This window comes from Deltaproteobacteria bacterium (genome assembly GCA_016874775.1).
Lineage (GTDB): Bacteria > Desulfobacterota > Binatia > Bin18 > Bin18 > VGTJ01.
In genome coordinates, this window is record VGTJ01000035.1 from 1 (window position 1) to 15,681 (window position 15,681).

The 15,681-nt window shown below is 54.2% G+C and carries 11 protein-coding genes and 1 pseudogene; 7 read left to right on the forward strand and 5 right to left on the reverse strand.

Annotated elements, in window-relative coordinates; genetic code table 11:
- Positions 1–118 precede the first annotated feature (118 nt).
- Entirely contained in the window at positions 119–799 is a 681-nt protein-coding gene (locus FJ147_08185; GenBank protein ID MBM4255862.1) for a DNA alkylation repair protein, read from the reverse strand.
- A 63-nt stretch (positions 800–862) separates the two neighbouring features.
- Here FJ147_08185 and FJ147_08190 point away from each other — a divergent pair.
- Positions 863–946: pseudogene (locus FJ147_08190) on the forward strand (VOC family protein).
- Positions 947–1,134: 188 nt separating this feature from the next.
- Here the strand turns inward: FJ147_08190 and FJ147_08195 are convergent.
- The 3 genes from FJ147_08195 to FJ147_08205 all read right to left on the reverse strand — a co-directional run bounded on the left by FJ147_08195 (position 1,135) and on the right by FJ147_08205 (position 5,331).
- Positions 1,135–1,938: a methyltransferase domain-containing protein gene (locus FJ147_08195; GenBank protein ID MBM4255863.1), complete on the reverse strand. Its 804-nt coding sequence runs from the start codon at positions 1,936–1,938 to the stop codon at positions 1,135–1,137.
- A gap of 518 nt (positions 1,939–2,456) precedes the next feature.
- Positions 2,457–4,415, reverse strand: a complete 1,959-nt coding sequence (locus FJ147_08200; protein MBM4255864.1) for a glycogen debranching protein — start codon at positions 4,413–4,415, stop codon at positions 2,457–2,459.
- Between the two features lie 298 nt (positions 4,416–4,713).
- On the reverse strand, positions 4,714–5,331 hold the full coding sequence (locus tag FJ147_08205; protein MBM4255865.1) for a hypothetical protein: 618 nt from the start codon (positions 5,329–5,331) through the stop codon (positions 4,714–4,716).
- Between the two features lie 91 nt (positions 5,332–5,422).
- Here FJ147_08205 and FJ147_08210 point away from each other — a divergent pair, with 91 nt between their 5' ends.
- The 6 genes from FJ147_08210 (at position 5,423) to FJ147_08235 (ending at position 14,689) form a co-directional block, all read left to right on the forward strand.
- On the forward strand, positions 5,423–6,781 hold the full coding sequence (locus FJ147_08210; protein ID MBM4255866.1) for an AarF/ABC1/UbiB kinase family protein: 1,359 nt from the start codon (positions 5,423–5,425) through the stop codon (positions 6,779–6,781).
- Positions 6,782–7,171: 390 nt separating this feature from the next.
- Positions 7,172–8,161, forward strand: a complete 990-nt coding sequence (locus FJ147_08215; protein ID MBM4255867.1) for a hypothetical protein — start codon at positions 7,172–7,174, stop codon at positions 8,159–8,161.
- A gap of 509 nt (positions 8,162–8,670) precedes the next feature.
- Positions 8,671–10,497, forward strand: coding sequence for an NAD(P)/FAD-dependent oxidoreductase (locus FJ147_08220; protein MBM4255868.1), 1,827 nt, complete (start codon positions 8,671–8,673; stop codon positions 10,495–10,497).
- Positions 10,498–10,617: 120 nt separating this feature from the next.
- The gene (locus FJ147_08225) at positions 10,618–12,495 is read left to right on the forward strand and encodes a c-type cytochrome (protein ID MBM4255869.1); all 1,878 of its coding nucleotides are present in this window, start codon (positions 10,618–10,620) and stop codon (positions 12,493–12,495) included.
- A gap of 175 nt (positions 12,496–12,670) precedes the next feature.
- Positions 12,671–13,666, forward strand: coding sequence for a sulfotransferase domain-containing protein (locus FJ147_08230; GenBank protein ID MBM4255870.1), 996 nt, complete (start codon positions 12,671–12,673; stop codon positions 13,664–13,666).
- A 42-nt stretch (positions 13,667–13,708) separates the two neighbouring features.
- A complete protein-coding gene (locus FJ147_08235; GenBank protein ID MBM4255871.1) occupies positions 13,709–14,689 on the forward strand; it encodes a cyclase family protein in 981 nt (326 codons plus the stop codon).
- A gap of 20 nt (positions 14,690–14,709) precedes the next feature.
- Here FJ147_08235 and FJ147_08240 read toward each other — a convergent pair whose 3' ends face one another.
- Positions 14,710–15,621: a formylglycine-generating enzyme family protein gene (locus FJ147_08240; protein MBM4255872.1), complete on the reverse strand. Its 912-nt coding sequence runs from the start codon at positions 15,619–15,621 to the stop codon at positions 14,710–14,712.
- Positions 15,622–15,681 lie beyond the last annotated feature (60 nt).

Sequence of the window (15,681 nt, forward strand, 5' to 3'; positions counted from 1 at the left end):
GTCGCCCGCGTTCATCCAGCTCTTCGACCAGACTTCGATACTTAGACCGAAGCCAGCACACAATGGTCTCGTCTCTCATCCCTGCTCTTGTGCAGAGGCTCTCCACTCCGGTCAATCACTATTGCGGTAAGTTGTTTCCTGCCACCGCCTTACGCATAACGTAGTGAAACACGTCTTGCGGGTGGGCCTTGCTTGCTTCCTTCAAGAGCCAGCCGTAGCCTTTGCGGACTAATAGCTTCTCGTCAGTAAGGAGTTTGTCCGCGACGGCGAACACCAGATCCAACTGCTGTCCCTTGCGCGCGGGCAACACCAGAGACACGGCTGCTCCGCGCCGCATCCACTCATTGCTTGAACGTGCCCACTGCAGGACCGCTTTTGTTCGTACTGGATACTGCACGAAATACTCGCCGATCACATGAATACAGAGATCATCACCGTCACTCCAATCACTCACATGGGCGTCCAACCATGTCGCAAAGCGTGTCAGATGTTGCTCGGCAAAATCTTTGCGGCTGACGCGTGCCCAGCGAAAGGCCAGAATCTTATGTTCATACACACCTGTGGCGAGGAGTTGGTCACACACCGCCAAGCGCTGATCAACACTCATTGACTTGATCTCAGGGAAGTACTGACTGGCAACCTTATGGATCGTTGGTGTGCGTACTCCCCAGAACTTATCGACCTTCATGTTGTAACGGGTCCGCACTAACTCGCGAAACGCGGGGTCGGCGTGGCGCTGGAGTTCACTCGTGAGTGTCTTGATAAGAGAACGGGAATTGACCGTCGTTCTTTTCTCCATAGCGCACCATATAGCCACAGCAGACGAGTGACTGGTAGACCAGTCCTCGCTGAGCTGAACACCATGCAACAGTCCATTGGTCTCGTTGCACTGGTTGTGCGTGACTACGACGAAGCGCTTGCGTTCTATGTTGGGACGCTCGGGTTCTCCAAGGAGTGAAGCGATCCATTTTTCAACGCGCCTGCTGATAAGTTCCACAATAGGCATGTGGCGTTGGACGGTGTGTGGGGAGCCCGAGCCCATGACGTGCGCGACCAGTTGCTGGAGGCGAAGACACCCGAAGGCAAGTTTCGTATTCTCGGTGAGTTTCTGGTCGCGCAGGCCGCTCTCACCTGTCAGTTCACCGCAGTAGCCTTAAAAAACGTGTAGCAAAACACGCCATCGGCTTCAGCAGTGCGATACAAATCAGCAATCCCCCGATCAAAGTCCGCCGCGCTCATCAGCTTCGCTTCCAGCGCTGTGGGTCGAACCCCTTCGATCATCACTGTGAACGTTCTCTTGGTGAAGCCGTCGATCAGCGCCGGTTTACTGCCATCGACATAGACCATGCGCGGCGAGACGTGCACATCGTAAAAGCCAGCTGCGTGTAACAAAGGATACAACTGCCGACCGATCAAGGCATTTCCTCCAGCTCTGGCTTGCAAGTCGACCTGGCACTGAATCGCTCGTTGCGCATACGCGCTCTCAGGATAAAAGTAGGTAGATCCATGATCGCCCTCAATCACGGTGATCGTGCCGCCAGGTTCCACCATCTGCTTCAATACTCGTAAGGCTTCTACGGGTTGCGTCAGATGCTCAAGGACGAAGCACACGAACACGTGGTCGAAGGACTGCGGAGGAAACGGCAAGTGAAAGATGTCCGCTTGCTGAAACGTGACGTTGCGTATACCTGCGGCCTCTACTGCCTTCCGGGCTGCGGCGACCGAGGCTGCGGAGATATCAATGGACGTAATGATCGCCCCCGGACTCTTTGATGCCAAGGTCACGGTCTGTGATCCAACGCCGCAGCCAGCTTCCAACACACGGCTTCCGGCTGGGTATGCCGTATCCGCATGTAACAGTTCCACCAGCGTCGATGCTTGGTCTTGCAGCCGCTGATTTTCGCGCGGATCGTAACCATGCACGTATGCGTTACTCATTGCACCTCCATAGACCATACCCAACGAGCTCAGAAACGGTGCGGGCCATACCTTTTGAAACACCGCAATCTCGTTCGCCGGTAGACTGGCGAGGAGCTGGCGCAGCACGCGCCCCTTCTCTTCCTTAGCAAGCAGAGCTCGAAACCTTGAAGGCTCGTCTGACAGCCTTGGAGAAACGCCCCCGTTACGTGCGCTAAATGAGTCCACACGACATTGGTACAGCACAGGCAACAAATCCCTCCGCGCTACACACGGCCCCCTTTGCTAAAGGGGGCCGTTTTCGGTCCCCCCCTTTGCAAAGGGGGGTATGGGGATTTCACTGCGCGTGAGGAAGTATACGAATCTCCCGTGGTCCGATTTCGTCCTGAGTGCCTGAGGTGGACGCATGTGTCGGGCAGCAGTTACTCAAGTCGGCGAGGGGAGCGAATAATGCACTTCTGTATTTTTTTCTCTCATCCTGCCCTTTGCCCTTCGGGCAAAGGAACCCATCGCTCTATGTACACGAATGGTGCCGTGCGCTATCGGCTCAGTACGCTTAACTCAAGTCGCAACATCTCCCCAACTGACCACGCTTGAAACGGGCACCCTCGCGGTGTGTGCGGTGTATCGCCATCAACAATCTCAGAGATGTGGCCTATGCCGGCATTATCGAGATGCTGAAAGAGTGGCGCGAGAAACCGCTCGCGAGCTTCACGCTTTGCCTTGGCTGTGTTCCCGCGCACTCGTACCCACGCTTCAACAAATGGTCCGACAAGCCACGGCCAGACCGTACCTTGATGATAAGCACTGTCACGTTGCCACACGCCACCTTGATAATGCGGAACATAGCTGGGATCATCTGGGGCAAGCGAACGTAATCCCAATGGCGTCCATAAGCGTTGCTCTACCGCATCGACGATGCATTTTGCCTGCGCTCCTTCAATCAGTGCGATGGGTAACCCGCCAACCGCAAAAATCTGATTGGGGCGGAACGCCGCGTCAACCATGCCAGGTTGATGATCAACATCGACAACATCATACACATACCCGCCTGCCTCATGCCAAAAACGCTGCTGAAAAGCTGTGCGGCCACGCGCCAGCAATTCTTGCCAATGCGTAGCGAAACGGCTGGCGATATGGAGCGCATTGAGCCACAGCGCTTGAATCTCAACCGGCTTACCAATGCGGGGCGTAATGACGTGTCCATCAACGCGGGCATCCATCCACGTCAATTGCTGATCTGCTTCTCCTGCGGCGAGTAGGCCGTCAGCATCGGCGTGAATACCATAACGCGTTCCTTTGGCGAACCCAGTCAGGATAGCCTCGATCGCTTCTTGTAAGGTACTACGAACTTTTTGTGACGCCTTGCGGGGCTTGTCTTCGACTGCTTGCAAGAAATCATGAACAGCGATGATGTACCATAGTGAAGCGTCGACGGAGTTGAATTCTGGCGTATCACCATGATCAGGAAAGCGGTTGGGCAACATACCTTCCGAGACCGTTCCAGCCCACGCCAGCAAAATATCGCGGGCTTCCTCCAACCGTCCAGTTGCCAGACAGAGACCGCGCAACGCAATAAACGTGTCACGCCCCCAATCGGTAAACCACGGATAACCTGCAACCAGCGTTTTCCCGGTGCCGCGTTGAGCGAGATAGGCATCGGCGGCACGATGCAATGGCGAAGGAAAACGACTGCGGCGACGTTTCTCAGCGGTACGCAGGGCGGTAAAGATGTTCTCTGTTGAGGTGTTGTGTGGCAACACACCATTTTCATGCCCTTCGGCGGCAAGAATCAGTATGGCTTCGCCCTTGGACATATCCCAACGAAAGGTTCCTGGCGTGGCGAGGTCTTCGGTGTAATCGAGGCCTCGTGCGCGCTCTTCCGTATAGGAGAAATTGCGATACCAATCTGGTTGATGGATATACTCACCGTTGGAGAGGGTGAGGATCGCAGGAACGTCAGGGTAGAGTTGCCAGCGTCGCTGTACCCCCTGAGCTGTGCCCTCGAAACGAAACGCAGGATTTTCGTGGTGAAGTGAATGATAATCCCGCCCTGAAAAGAAAGGCCGCACTGAGAGTGACACCCCTGTGCGTGGTGTCTGTAGTCGCCAGGCAAGGGCAACGACCGAGGTGTTGTGGCAGACGAAAAGTTCGTGTTCGATGACGGTGCCATCGTCGAGTTCAAAACGCCAACACGGCCAGGGATCAATCGTAAACGATTTGATCCGCTGCGCCCCGTCTGGGTGAATCACATCAGGGGCATAGCGCTGCGAAGACAATGAGCATGTCCCATGAGGGGTATCGACCCAGGCGTCGAAGCCGTTGACCAGAACAAAGCGACCAGTCGGCGGGGCAGTCGCAGTAAGCAACAGGGCGTGGTAACGGCGGGTCCGAATACCGCTCACCGAACCCGAGGCAAATCCTCCGAGCCCATCGGCTTCCAACCATTCGGCAGTGGGATTAAACGGTGTAGCTGCAGCGAGAATTGTACTTTCCATAGAGCTTTGATGTTAGCATTATCGGGAGAGTTTCGTGCAATGGGGACTCCAGTGCACTCCCTCTGCTGAAAGAATCACTTTTTGTGGATGAAACTGTTCCACTACGTGCCTGACGATTTTTTTGAATCGCTGCACGAGTGATGGGTGATGGTTCCTGCCTTTGCATCATACGACTTGCTCTTGATTGTCACTGTACCGAAAGAAGAAAAGGAAAACTCGAATTTGTTGCTCAGGTTGGATTGTTCAGTCAAACGCAAGGCAGGCGGTGCGTACCGCGACTTGGCGCGTGAACTCAGCTTCATGATGTTCCAGCAATCAGTTTCCCAATCACCTCTTTCAACGGTAACTTTGTGCGTAATGTCGCCAGTGCATTGATAACGACTTCGACGCCGTGCAGGATCACCTCGGCGTTGTCTGAGCATTCCAGCGCTTCGGCAAGACGAATCCCCGTCAGTGTTAACAACGGTTCGTGCGCTTGTTCGTTTTTGGCACTGTTCAACGAGAAGAATCCGTACTGGATGGCACGACTGTTATAGAGGTGGAGCAAATCGGCTTGGGTCTCTTCCTGTTCTTCCTCATCTTCATCGGGACAAGCAGCTTGGACAAATGCGGGAAGCGTCGCGCCAACCAGGCCGGTCATAAAGGCGGAATGCAACGTCATTGCCGTCTGCTCTGGCACGGTGGTTTGAAATGCGGCGGATGCGATGCGGTCACATGAATGGAGCAGGATGATAAGCAACTCGGCAATCACTGCCTGTTGCTTCGCTGATTCAGTGAAGGGATCTTTGGCCAGCTCTTGTGCCACCTCGGTCGATTTCCGCAAGGTCTGTCCGGCAGCATTGGCGAGATGGAGCAGTTTCGTGCTCAGGTCCAGCATTTCTGGCGACAGGCGTTGTTGAATATCTGAGAGTTTCATGGGCGGGTACTTTGTCCTTTGTCGAGTTTCGCTAAGATAAAATCGATGTTGCCGAAAAGGAGGGAAGAAAGCAACGAATGAGGTTACCGGCATGACACATGAGACAGCAGTCAACACGCATCGCCAGCAGTCACTCACACGGCGAGTGCGTTTTGGTCGTTTCCTTCTAGTCGCACAGATGGTGGTGCGCATTTACGGCGGCTACAAATCCACCCAACTCTACGGTCGCTTTGTTTCGCAACGCGGATTGAATGAACGCTACGCTCGGCATCATCGCCGCAGTGCTGAGCTGATCTATCGCACGGCATTACGCCTTGAAGGCTGGTTGGTGAAAGCCTGTCAATTCATTGGGACGCGAGCGGATATCCTGCCACCAGAATACATTGAAGTGCTCTCGCGATTGCATGACAAAGTGCCGCCGCGCCCGTTCATGCTGATCAAGCAACGAGTCGAGGCTGAACTGCAGAAACCGCTCGACGAAGTTTTTGCGTCGTTCTCTCCTGAGCCGGTTGCGGCGGCCTCGTTAGCCCAAGTGCACAAAGCGGTCCTGCGCGACGGCCGACCCGTAGCCGTCAAAGTGCAATATCCTGACGTTGCTGCGCTCGTCGAATTGGACATGCAAAACATTGCCTTCTTTGTTGACTGGCTGGCCCGCTTGGAACCGCGCTTTGATTTTCGTTTTGTCGTCAAAGAAATGCAGCGATACATTCCGTTGGAACTGGATTTTATCAACGAAGGAAAGAATGCCGAGACCGTCGGCAATAATTTCGCCGCACGAGGAGACGATGTCATCGTGCCGCGTATTTATTGGGAGCACACGACCAAGAAACTCCTCGTGATGGAGTTCATGGAAGGAATCAAGGTTACTGAAGTTGAACAACTCCGCAGTGCGGGCATTGATACGCGCGTTGTCGCGCAACGACTGACGGAAGCCTATTTGCAGCAGATTTTGCTCGACGGATTGTTTCATGCGGATCCGCATCCAGGCAATTTGCTTGTACAAGCCGGCCCTCGATTAGTGTTTCTTGACTTTGGTCTGACCAAAGATCTGCCACCAGAGTTTCCCGCGGAGATGGCGCGCTTAACGACCGCGATTGTCACGCAGAATTCAGCCGAGATTGTGGCCTCGTTCCGACGCTTAGGGTTTGTCACCAAGCACGGAGGCGAAGAGAGTCTACTGGTGCTCGGAGAAGCGATGCTCGGCCATTCGGTGAAAGAGAACAAAGCCTATGCTGATCCGGAAATGGTCGAACGATTCAATAAAGAAATCGATGATGCGATGCGCAAGGATCCTATTGTCGAAGCGCCAAGCGACCTCGTTCTTGTTGGGCGTGTGATGGGACTACTCAGTGGAGTTGGGAAACAACTTGGGTCAGAAGTGAATTTGTTCTCGACGCTGATGCCGTATTTGTTGTCTGAAAGTAAAAATCCCGCCAGTGTTCCGCCGTAGGGGCGTCCCGCCGGTGAAAGCGGGCTGTCGGGATTTCGGCGGTGCCTGGATGCCTCCAGGGACCACCCATTAACATCAGGGTACGTCAGCCTAGGAGGCCACCACCTTACACATCACCGTATTTGCGACCATGCTGGATCACCTCCTTCCTCGGCGCACCCAATCGCGGGCCCAGAGTCCGCTTAGCCAGGAACCGATCGCCGAATTATCGGCCCGAGGCGTGGTCCGCTCGCGTCTTACCGAATTGTAAGAATCGAAGCGTCAAGGGTTTGTGTGAACCCGACCGATACTCTCACTCTACTCTGAAATCGGAACAAGGTCCAGATACAAAGTGAACACTGATGATGAAATCCTCCCTCACCCTCCTTCATTGTCGTTACCGTGCAGCTCTTGCGAGAAAGAGGACCGGACGGTATAGTCCGCCTCACTTTTATGGCGCATTTTCATATAACGGCAGTTTTCGAGACTAAAGGTGAGTCGCAAGCAGAGGCCGAACGGGTTGCTGCAGCGGCATTCCCTGGGTTGCGGCATCCACGCCTGCATTACTACGAACATGATACGAGTGGTGGTTTGGGACCGTACCCACCAAGCCGCTCGCTATATTTCACGACCATCGTTGAGTTGGATGCAGAGGCGTATACAGAAGAGAAGGCCGTAGAGCTGGCCGAAGATATTCTCGATCGCTTCTCAACTGATGAAATCCAATATCTTGGTCATGGTATTATTCCTGGCACCCCGCGAGTACGACCGGAAGATCGGAAAGCTGAGGTTGCGGAAGACGACCGTAGGGCCACTGCGGATGGAGAAGAGGGAGCCGACGGACAGGAAGAACCACGCGGTAAAGGTCGTCGTTCTCAGCGTGGACGTGGGCGGGGACGAGGTCGCAAGTCAGACAGACGTGACAAAGACCATGACCGAGGTTCCGAAGAACGAGAACGAGTAGCAGACGCATCGCAAGAACCGGCAAACGAGATTGTAGCAGCGGCTGCGAGTGACACGACTCCTGTGGTTGGAGAAGCGGCGCCAGTCGCACCAGCTCCGGTACGTGCCCCACGTGAAGCTGCTCCACCGCCACCACCTCTTGAGATTGAAGAGCCGGCACCTCCGCCGCTACCGCCACGACGCAGTTCCTCTGCAATGCAGGTCACCTTGACTGTCGATCTCCGCGCTTCCGAAGTGTCATCACCGTACGCTTATAGCAGTATGGCAGACGATGAACTCATTGCGCTTGCAATTACTGAGGCGCGTCGCCGACACGCAGAGATTCCAGTTGACACGTCCCCAGACTCGGCAACTTCTGCATTGCCCGGTGGAGATCGTCTGATTTCGCTGACGTGGCGGTATGAAGCGCCAGTGCCTTCGGCGGCGGAGCTGGAGTAGGAGGAGCGGCAGAATTGCGGATTGTGGAAGAGCGTAAATTGTATACGTTCCTCCGTTCCCGGTCTGGCTGACAACTGAAAGCTGATAGCTTAGGTGATTTCCGAAAAAGGGGGTCCCTGAGATGTCGATGTTCTGCCGATAGTGGCAGGCACAGCCTGCCCGACCCAGAACCGGCAAAGACACGTAGGGCGGGCTGTGCCCGCCACCACAGACTGCGGGATATTTTTCCAAGAAATCGCCTTATTTCGGTAGCGGTTTAGTCTAATTGCTCTCTGTGTTCTCGTAGGGGAAGCCTTATGTGGCCGCCCAGGAAAAGGCGCCTACATAGGGCTTCCCCTACAACACAAATCTAAATTGAACCACCCCCCTTATTTCCATCTTCTTGTAAAAATTCTTTCACTATGCAAAGTTTTACCCCATAGAACCACAGGGCAGACATTTTCTCATGGCAAACAATTGAGAGCTGCCATGAAGAAAGTGTCCTAGACCCGAGAAGGAGGGATAACACGATGTGTGCTGCAGTATCACAAGCGAGACCAACGGGAGTCCCAACACCGACAGAGCTGGGCTTCGACCCAGCCGAACTACGCAAGAAGTACACTGACGAACGTAACAAACGTTTGCGTTCTGATGCGAATAACCAATACCAGGAAATCACTGGACGGTTCGCCCATTACAACGAAGACCCCTACGTGGAGCCGGGCTTCACGCGACCTGCACTGCAGGAAGAGTTGGATGTTTTGATTGTTGGTGGCGGCTTTGGCGGCTTGCTGTCCGCTGCTCGCCTGCAGAAAGTCGGAATCACCAAGATTCGTATTATCGAAAAAGCTGGAGATTTCGGCGGCACCTGGTATTGGAACCGTTATCCTGGCGCTCAATGCGATATCGAATCCTACGTCTACCTGCCGTTGCTCGAAGAGACTGGTTACATGCCAAAGGAAAAGTATTCCTTCGCACCAGAGATCTTTGAACATGCGAAACGGATCGGCAAGCATTTCAACCTCTATGATAAAGCCTGCTTCCAAACGCAAATCAGAGAAGCGCGTTGGAACGAAGAGACCGGACGCTGGACGATTACCACTGACCGCAATGATGTCTTCAAAGCTCGCTTTGTCATCATGTCGAGTGGCCCGCTGAATCGGCCCAAACTTCCCGCCATTCCTGGCATCGAGAAGTTCAAAGGGCACACTTTCCACACCAGTCGTTGGGATTATAACTACACTGGTGGTGATACCACTGGTGGTATGACGAAGCTGGGTGACAAGCGTGTTGCCATTATCGGCACTGGCGCAACCGCGATTCAGTCTGTCCCCCGAGTCGCGAAATATGCCAAGCAGCTCTATGTCTTCCAACGCACTCCGTCTTCTGTGGACGAACGTGGGAACTCACCGACCGATCCAGAATGGGTGAAAACCCTCAAGCCCGGCTGGCAAGACCATCGCAACACCAACTTCAATTCGATCTTGTCCGGCCTTCCGGTCGAGGAAGATTTGGTCAATGACAAGTGGACGAGCCTGTTTAAACTGTTGGCCAATCTGTTGTCAGGCAAAGAATCCTCAGATCTGTCGAACGAAGCGATCGCGGCGTTGTCAGAAATTGCTGACTTCCAGAAGATGAACGAGGTGCGCGCGCGCGTCTCTAAGGTCGTGCAAGACCAACAGACCGCCGAAAATCTCAAGGCCTGGTACGGGCAGTGGTGCAAACGCCCGACCTTCAACGATGAGTATCTCCCCTGCTTTAATCAGCCCAATGTGCAGCTGGTCGATACCAAAGGCAAAGGCGTTGATCGTGTGACTGAAAACGCCGTGGTCGTGGATGGCGTTGAGTATCCAGTCGATTGCATCATCTACGCGACCGGCTTCGAAGTTGGCACCGCCTACACGCGACGCTCTGAATGTGAAGTATACGGTCGCAATGGCGTCACGCTCTCCGATGCGTGGTCAAAGGGCATGCGGACCTACCACGGTCTCCTGAGCTGTGGTTTCCCGAACCTTTTCCATATGGGATTGACGCAAACTGGTCTGGCGCCGAACTTTACCTACATGCTGAACGGACAAGCCAACCACATCGCCCATCTCGTCGCTGAGGTGGACAAGCGTGGAGCGAAGGGCATGGAACCTACTCCTGAGGCTGAAGAGGCCTGGGTGAAGTTGGTGACCAGCCCAACCTTCATGACCGTGTACCAAGACATCTGCACTCCTGGTTACTACAACGGCGAAGGAAGAAATGAAGGACAGGGATTCCTCGCCCAGTATCCTGACGGCGCGGTGAAGTTCTATGACATGCTCGCCAAGTGGCGGGAATCAGGGAAGATGGAAGGGTTGGTCGTGAAGTAAAAAGCACTCATGTCACTGTAAGTCTGCTCACGTATTCGTACGCAGTGACTTCACTGGTAGGGGCGAGCGAGTGTTCGCCCCTACTTTTTTGAGGAAAATTATCAACACGAGGAAGGAGCTATGAAGGGAAAAGGAACGCTATTGCTCTGCACGTTAACCGTATTGACGATAACTGCCACGCTACTGTCTTCAGCTCGCATACAGGCTGCTGATGGTCCAACTGACACGAACTGGATGACGTATAACGGCACGGTCAATGGCCAGCGTTACTCGTCGCTCGATCAAATCAATGTGCAGAACGTTGCGTCACTAAAAGAAGTGTGTCGCCTAAAGGTTGATGATTCGGGAACATTCCAGGCTGGTCTCTTACAGATCAACGGGACCCTATATATGACCAATGCGCATGACACCTTAGCGGTTGATGCGACAAACTGTACCCTGCGCTGGCGTCATGTCTATAAGTCTGAACAAGAAGATATCTTCCAGGTCAATCGTGGCGTGGCCTACGCGAATGGCAAACTGTTTCGTGGTACGCCCGATGCTCGCATGCTGGCAATTGATGCGGCTACTGGCAAAACGATCTGGCAGCAGCAAGTCGGTGACCCTGGGCAAGGGGAGTTCTTCAGCTCTGTTCCGGCAGTCTGGCAAGGGCTGATCATCTCTGGCTCAGCCGGAAGCGACTGGGGGATTCGTGGTCGTATCATGGCGTACGAGCAGGAGACTGGTCGTGAGGTGTGGCGTTTCTACACGATCCCACGCGGCAGGGAGGTTGGGGCCGAGACGTGGACGGACCGGGACACCGCACGCTACGGGGGTGGTGGGAGCTGGACCACTTACACGCTCGATATGTCAAGTGGTGAGGTTTTTGTACCAGTCGGTAATCCAGCGCCTGACTTCGTGCCGAGTTATCGCTCTGGAGCCAACCTTTTTACCGACAGTATGGTAGTCCTCGATGCCCGTACTGGTGCGCTCAAATGGTGGTTTCAGATGCTGGCGAATGACGGGCTCGATCTCGACCTTGCAGCAGCGCCGATGTTGTTCTGGAATAGTAAAGGGCGCCCGATGGTTGCCATCGGCAGTAAAGACGGGTACCTCTACAGCGTCGACCGCGAAACCAAGAAACAGATATTCAAGACCCAGGTGACAACCGTAAAGATCCCCGAAAAAGCACCGAACGCGAAAGGCGTTTATAGCTGCCCTGGACCAGCAGGTGGTGTCGAATGGAACGGACCTGCGTACGATCCAGTAAACAAACAGATTGTTGTAGGTGCAGTCGATTGGTGTGCAACTATCAAGTCTGATGAAGTTGAGTTTCAACCCGGAAAGTTCTTTCTTGGTGGAACGTGGGAATGGGATGCGGCCAAGACCGGCTGGGTGACTGCTGTCCATCAGGATACTGGGGCAGTGCAATGGAAGTACCATACGGACGCGCCCGTTGTTTCTGCTATCACGCCGACTGCCGGTGGGGTGACCTTCGCTGGTGATCTCGGTGGCGATTTCTTTGCCTTCGATTCAAAGACTGGCAAAGTGTTGCTTAAGATTGCTACTGGCGGCGGCGTTGCCGGTGGGATCATTACCTATGCACTTGGCGGCACGCAGTACATCGCCATTACTTCAGGCAATGTGTCGCGCATGTCATTTGGCGAGAGTGGAAAACCCTCAGTGGTCATCTATGCGCTGCCAGAGCATGCCAAATCAATTGCTCCAGCACCGCAGGCCGCTGCATCACCAACACAGCCGACAACGACGGCAGCCTTGACTGCACCGAACGCCGGGCGAGGCAAGGATTTGTACGGCAAAAACTGCGCAGCCTGTCATGGAAGCAGCGGAGAAGGGGGCTCAGGCCCGGTATTGAAAGGCGTGAGCAAAAAACTCGACTTTGCCGGTACCGTTAAGTGGATCGAAAGTCCGTCAGAGAAGATGCCCAAGCTCTATCCTTCTATCCTTGATGCACAGGCGGTGACAGATGTAGCTACGTATGTTTTGGGATTGCAATGATTTGTTTTTGGTTCTAGGGGCGGAGGCCAGGGGTTTATGAGGGAGAACCCTATCCCTCGCTTCTAAATCGGTCCACGAAAGATTGGTGCACTCAGCCTGTCACCCTGAGTGTAACGAAGGGTCTCTCCGAGAGATTCTTCGCGTGGTTTCTCCTGAGCTTGTCGAAGGGCTCAGCATGACATGCGCGAAAGGCCGCAACGTAAAGTGTACGAATGTTCTCGGGTCCGATTTAGTCCCCAGCCCCTATTTTTCGGGAGTCTATGCCGTGTCCACTCGACTCACTCGCCCAACTACGCTTGCGGAAGTCCGTACCCGTCAAACACGAATGATGACGAAGGAAGGAATGCGATACGCGCTCGCTTTTCAGCCTCAGCCTACCGACGTGATCATCACTCCGTATGCGAAGTCTGGAACGACGTGGGTCCAACAGATTGTTTACGGGTTGCGCACACGTGGTGATATGGATTTCGATGAGATTACCTCGGTGATTCCATGGATCGAGATGGCCCACGATCTGGGGATGGATCTCAACCAACCGCAAAAAGGACAGCCGCGTGCGTTCAAGAGCCATTTGAGTTGGGACTTGGTACCGAAAGGCGCTCGTTACATCTATGTTATTCGCGACCCCAAAGATGTTGTCGTCTCTATGTATCACTTCATGGCAGGGTGGTGGTTCGAGACGGGAGCGATTCCCTTGACGACCTTCGCTCGCGAACAGTTTCTCCAACCTAAAAGTCCGATGGCCTACTGGGCGCATGTCCGCTCGTGGTGGCCACATCGTCATGACCCAAACGTGCTGTTCTTGTGCTATGAAGACATGCAAGCGGACTTGTCAGCCACTGTAGAACGTATTGCGACATTTATTGGGTGTCCGTTAGATGATGACCTGAGAACTATCGTCATTCATCAATCCTCGCTTCCGTTTATGCAGGCGAACCAACGGCATTTCGATGATCATCTGATTCGAGCAAAACGCGATGCGATCTGTGGGTTACCGCCTGGGGGTGACTCGTCCAAGGTGCGCACTGGTAACGTTGGAGACCACGCTCGAGAACTACCGCGCGAGGAAAGTCTGGAATTCGATCGTGTCTGGCGAGAAGAAATCGAAGCAACTTTGGGATTCCCGTCCTATGCAGCAATGCGTACTGCGCTCAGTGACACGCGAAGGTAGTAACTGTGCGAGAACCCCCAATGATACAGGGAGGAACATACAATGGCAGAACATTGGCGAGAGGTAGCAAAGCGAGTACGTAACTGGGGGAAATGGGGACCGAACGACCAGTTAGGTACATTGAATTACATTACACCGGAAGTTGTGACCCGGGCTGCAAAATTGGTGCGCAAGGGGCGCACGATTCCACTCAGTATCCCAATTGATGCATATGGACCACAAGGTGCGCACGGCTTCCGCCGCAATCCGATTCACATCATGTCGGTAGATGGTGGTGACGAAAATGCTGCGCGTGCACTCGAAGGGTGGGGGGGAAGTACCGAAGCGCAAATTCGTGAGTTCTGGAAAGGACCGATGCGCTTTAATGACGATTACATCATCATGCCTTTGCAAGGGAGCACGCAGTGGGATGCGTTGTCCCACGTTTACTATGATGGCCAGCTCTACAACGGCTATCCGGCATCAGCGGTGAACAGTTTCGGCGCGACGAAAGACAGCATCGATCAAGTGGCCGGGCAAGGATTGATCACTACACGTGGGGTGTTGTTAGATGTGGCGCATCACCGCCGCATGAAATACCTGCCGGGCAACACGGTTATCTCGCCAGAAGATCTTGAAGAGGTGGCGAAAGCAGAAGGTGTGACCGTCGATCCGGGCGATGTGGTCGTCGTACGAACGGGGTGGCGTGTCAATTTTCTCGAAACTCGGAATGGCGAAGAATGGGCTGTCAACTCACCTGGTCTAAGTTGGCGTTGCGCTGAATGGTTGCATAATAAGCAAGCCGCGGCAGTCGCGAGTGATAATATCGCTGTAGAAGTGTTCCGTTCAGAGCTAGAGGATGCGCTGGTGTTTCATCTGCTCACCATCCGTGACATGGGAATGATGTTGGGCGAGATTTGGGATTTAGAGGTGCTCAGCCACGATTGTGCCCAGGATGGCGCGTACACATTTCTGCTGGCTGCCCAACCGTTGCGCTTCTCTGGAGCTGTGGGCTCTCCGGTGAATCCAGTGGCGATTAAGTAAGCGGGCACCGATATGCGTTCTTATCGCTGCGCAGTACGCCACCCTGGTGGTGTTGTTGCTGCGCAGCGAAAGCCAGTCACCGGACTTCCCGCAAACGTCGGCGGGATGAATTGCTCACGTAACCAGGTGGTCGGGACTGTCTGCGGTACATCCCAACCCCCTCCACGAATCACTTTCGTCGTACCGGTTGCTGGGCCGGTAGGATTTCGTGCCGGTGATGAAGCGTAGTAATCGGGCTCATACCAATCCGCCACCCATTCCCACACATTGCCAGCCATATCGAGTACTCCGTATGGACTGGCACCGAGAGGATACGATCCCACAGCTGCCGGGCGTGCGGCATCGAGTCCAGCACTGATCGTTCGCTGCCATCTGGTCCAGGATTCAAAATCAGCGAGGGACTTTCCTGCGATTGTATCAGCGGTATGGAGCCGCGTGGCGTCCCAATCATTACCCCACGGATAGCTACGCCCATCTGTTCCACGGGCAGCCTTCTCCCACTCAGCTTCGGTTGGCAAACGCTTGCCTCGCCAGGTACAAAATGCCTGGGCGTCATACCAGGACACACCAACGACAGGTTGGGTTGAGTCAGTAAGCTGGCGGGGATCATTCCAGAAGGTTGGAGGTCGACGAGCCGTTGCCTCCACAAAGGCGCGATATGCCTGATTTGTCACTTCGTGTTTGTCGATATAAAACGTATCAAGATCGACCGTATGTCGTGGCCCCGAGTGTTCGGCTAAAAACTGGATACGGTTGTGCATGGGGCCACGCCAGCCAAAGGCAAGCACGGCCTGTTGTTCTTCAGAAGTCGCACCCATGAGAAATGTACCCGCGGGAATGAGGAGCATGTCGGGAGGTGCTTCTTCTGCAAGAACATCATCGTTCTGGGCGACGAGCAGGAAGAGCAAGAATATGAATTGCAAGAGCAGCATATTTTCGCTTTGTATACGGGGGCCTCAGCTGAATCAAAACACCGGACCTTCGCCCACTTT

Bases quoted from the DNA above. Each gene is read 5' to 3' on its own strand.
- FJ147_08185 (MBM4255862.1), bottom strand. From the start codon at position 799: ATGGAGAAAAGAACGACGGTCAATTCCCGTTCTCTTATCAAGACACTC.
- FJ147_08195 (MBM4255863.1), bottom strand. From the start codon at position 1,938: ATGAGTAACGCATACGTGCATGGTTACGATCCGCGCGAAAATCAGCGG.
- FJ147_08200 (MBM4255864.1), bottom strand. From the start codon at position 4,415: ATGGAAAGTACAATTCTCGCTGCAGCTACACCGTTTAATCCCACTGCC.
- FJ147_08205 (MBM4255865.1), bottom strand. From the start codon at position 5,331: ATGAAACTCTCAGATATTCAACAACGCCTGTCGCCAGAAATGCTGGAC.
- FJ147_08210 (MBM4255866.1), top strand. From the start codon at position 5,423: ATGACACATGAGACAGCAGTCAACACGCATCGCCAGCAGTCACTCACA.
- FJ147_08220 (MBM4255868.1), top strand. From the start codon at position 8,671: ATGTGTGCTGCAGTATCACAAGCGAGACCAACGGGAGTCCCAACACCG.
- FJ147_08225 (MBM4255869.1), top strand. From the start codon at position 10,618: ATGAAGGGAAAAGGAACGCTATTGCTCTGCACGTTAACCGTATTGACG.
- FJ147_08230 (MBM4255870.1), top strand. From the start codon at position 12,671: ATGACATGCGCGAAAGGCCGCAACGTAAAGTGTACGAATGTTCTCGGG.
- FJ147_08235 (MBM4255871.1), top strand. From the start codon at position 13,709: ATGGCAGAACATTGGCGAGAGGTAGCAAAGCGAGTACGTAACTGGGGG.
- FJ147_08240 (MBM4255872.1), bottom strand. From the start codon at position 15,621: ATGCTGCTCTTGCAATTCATATTCTTGCTCTTCCTGCTCGTCGCCCAG.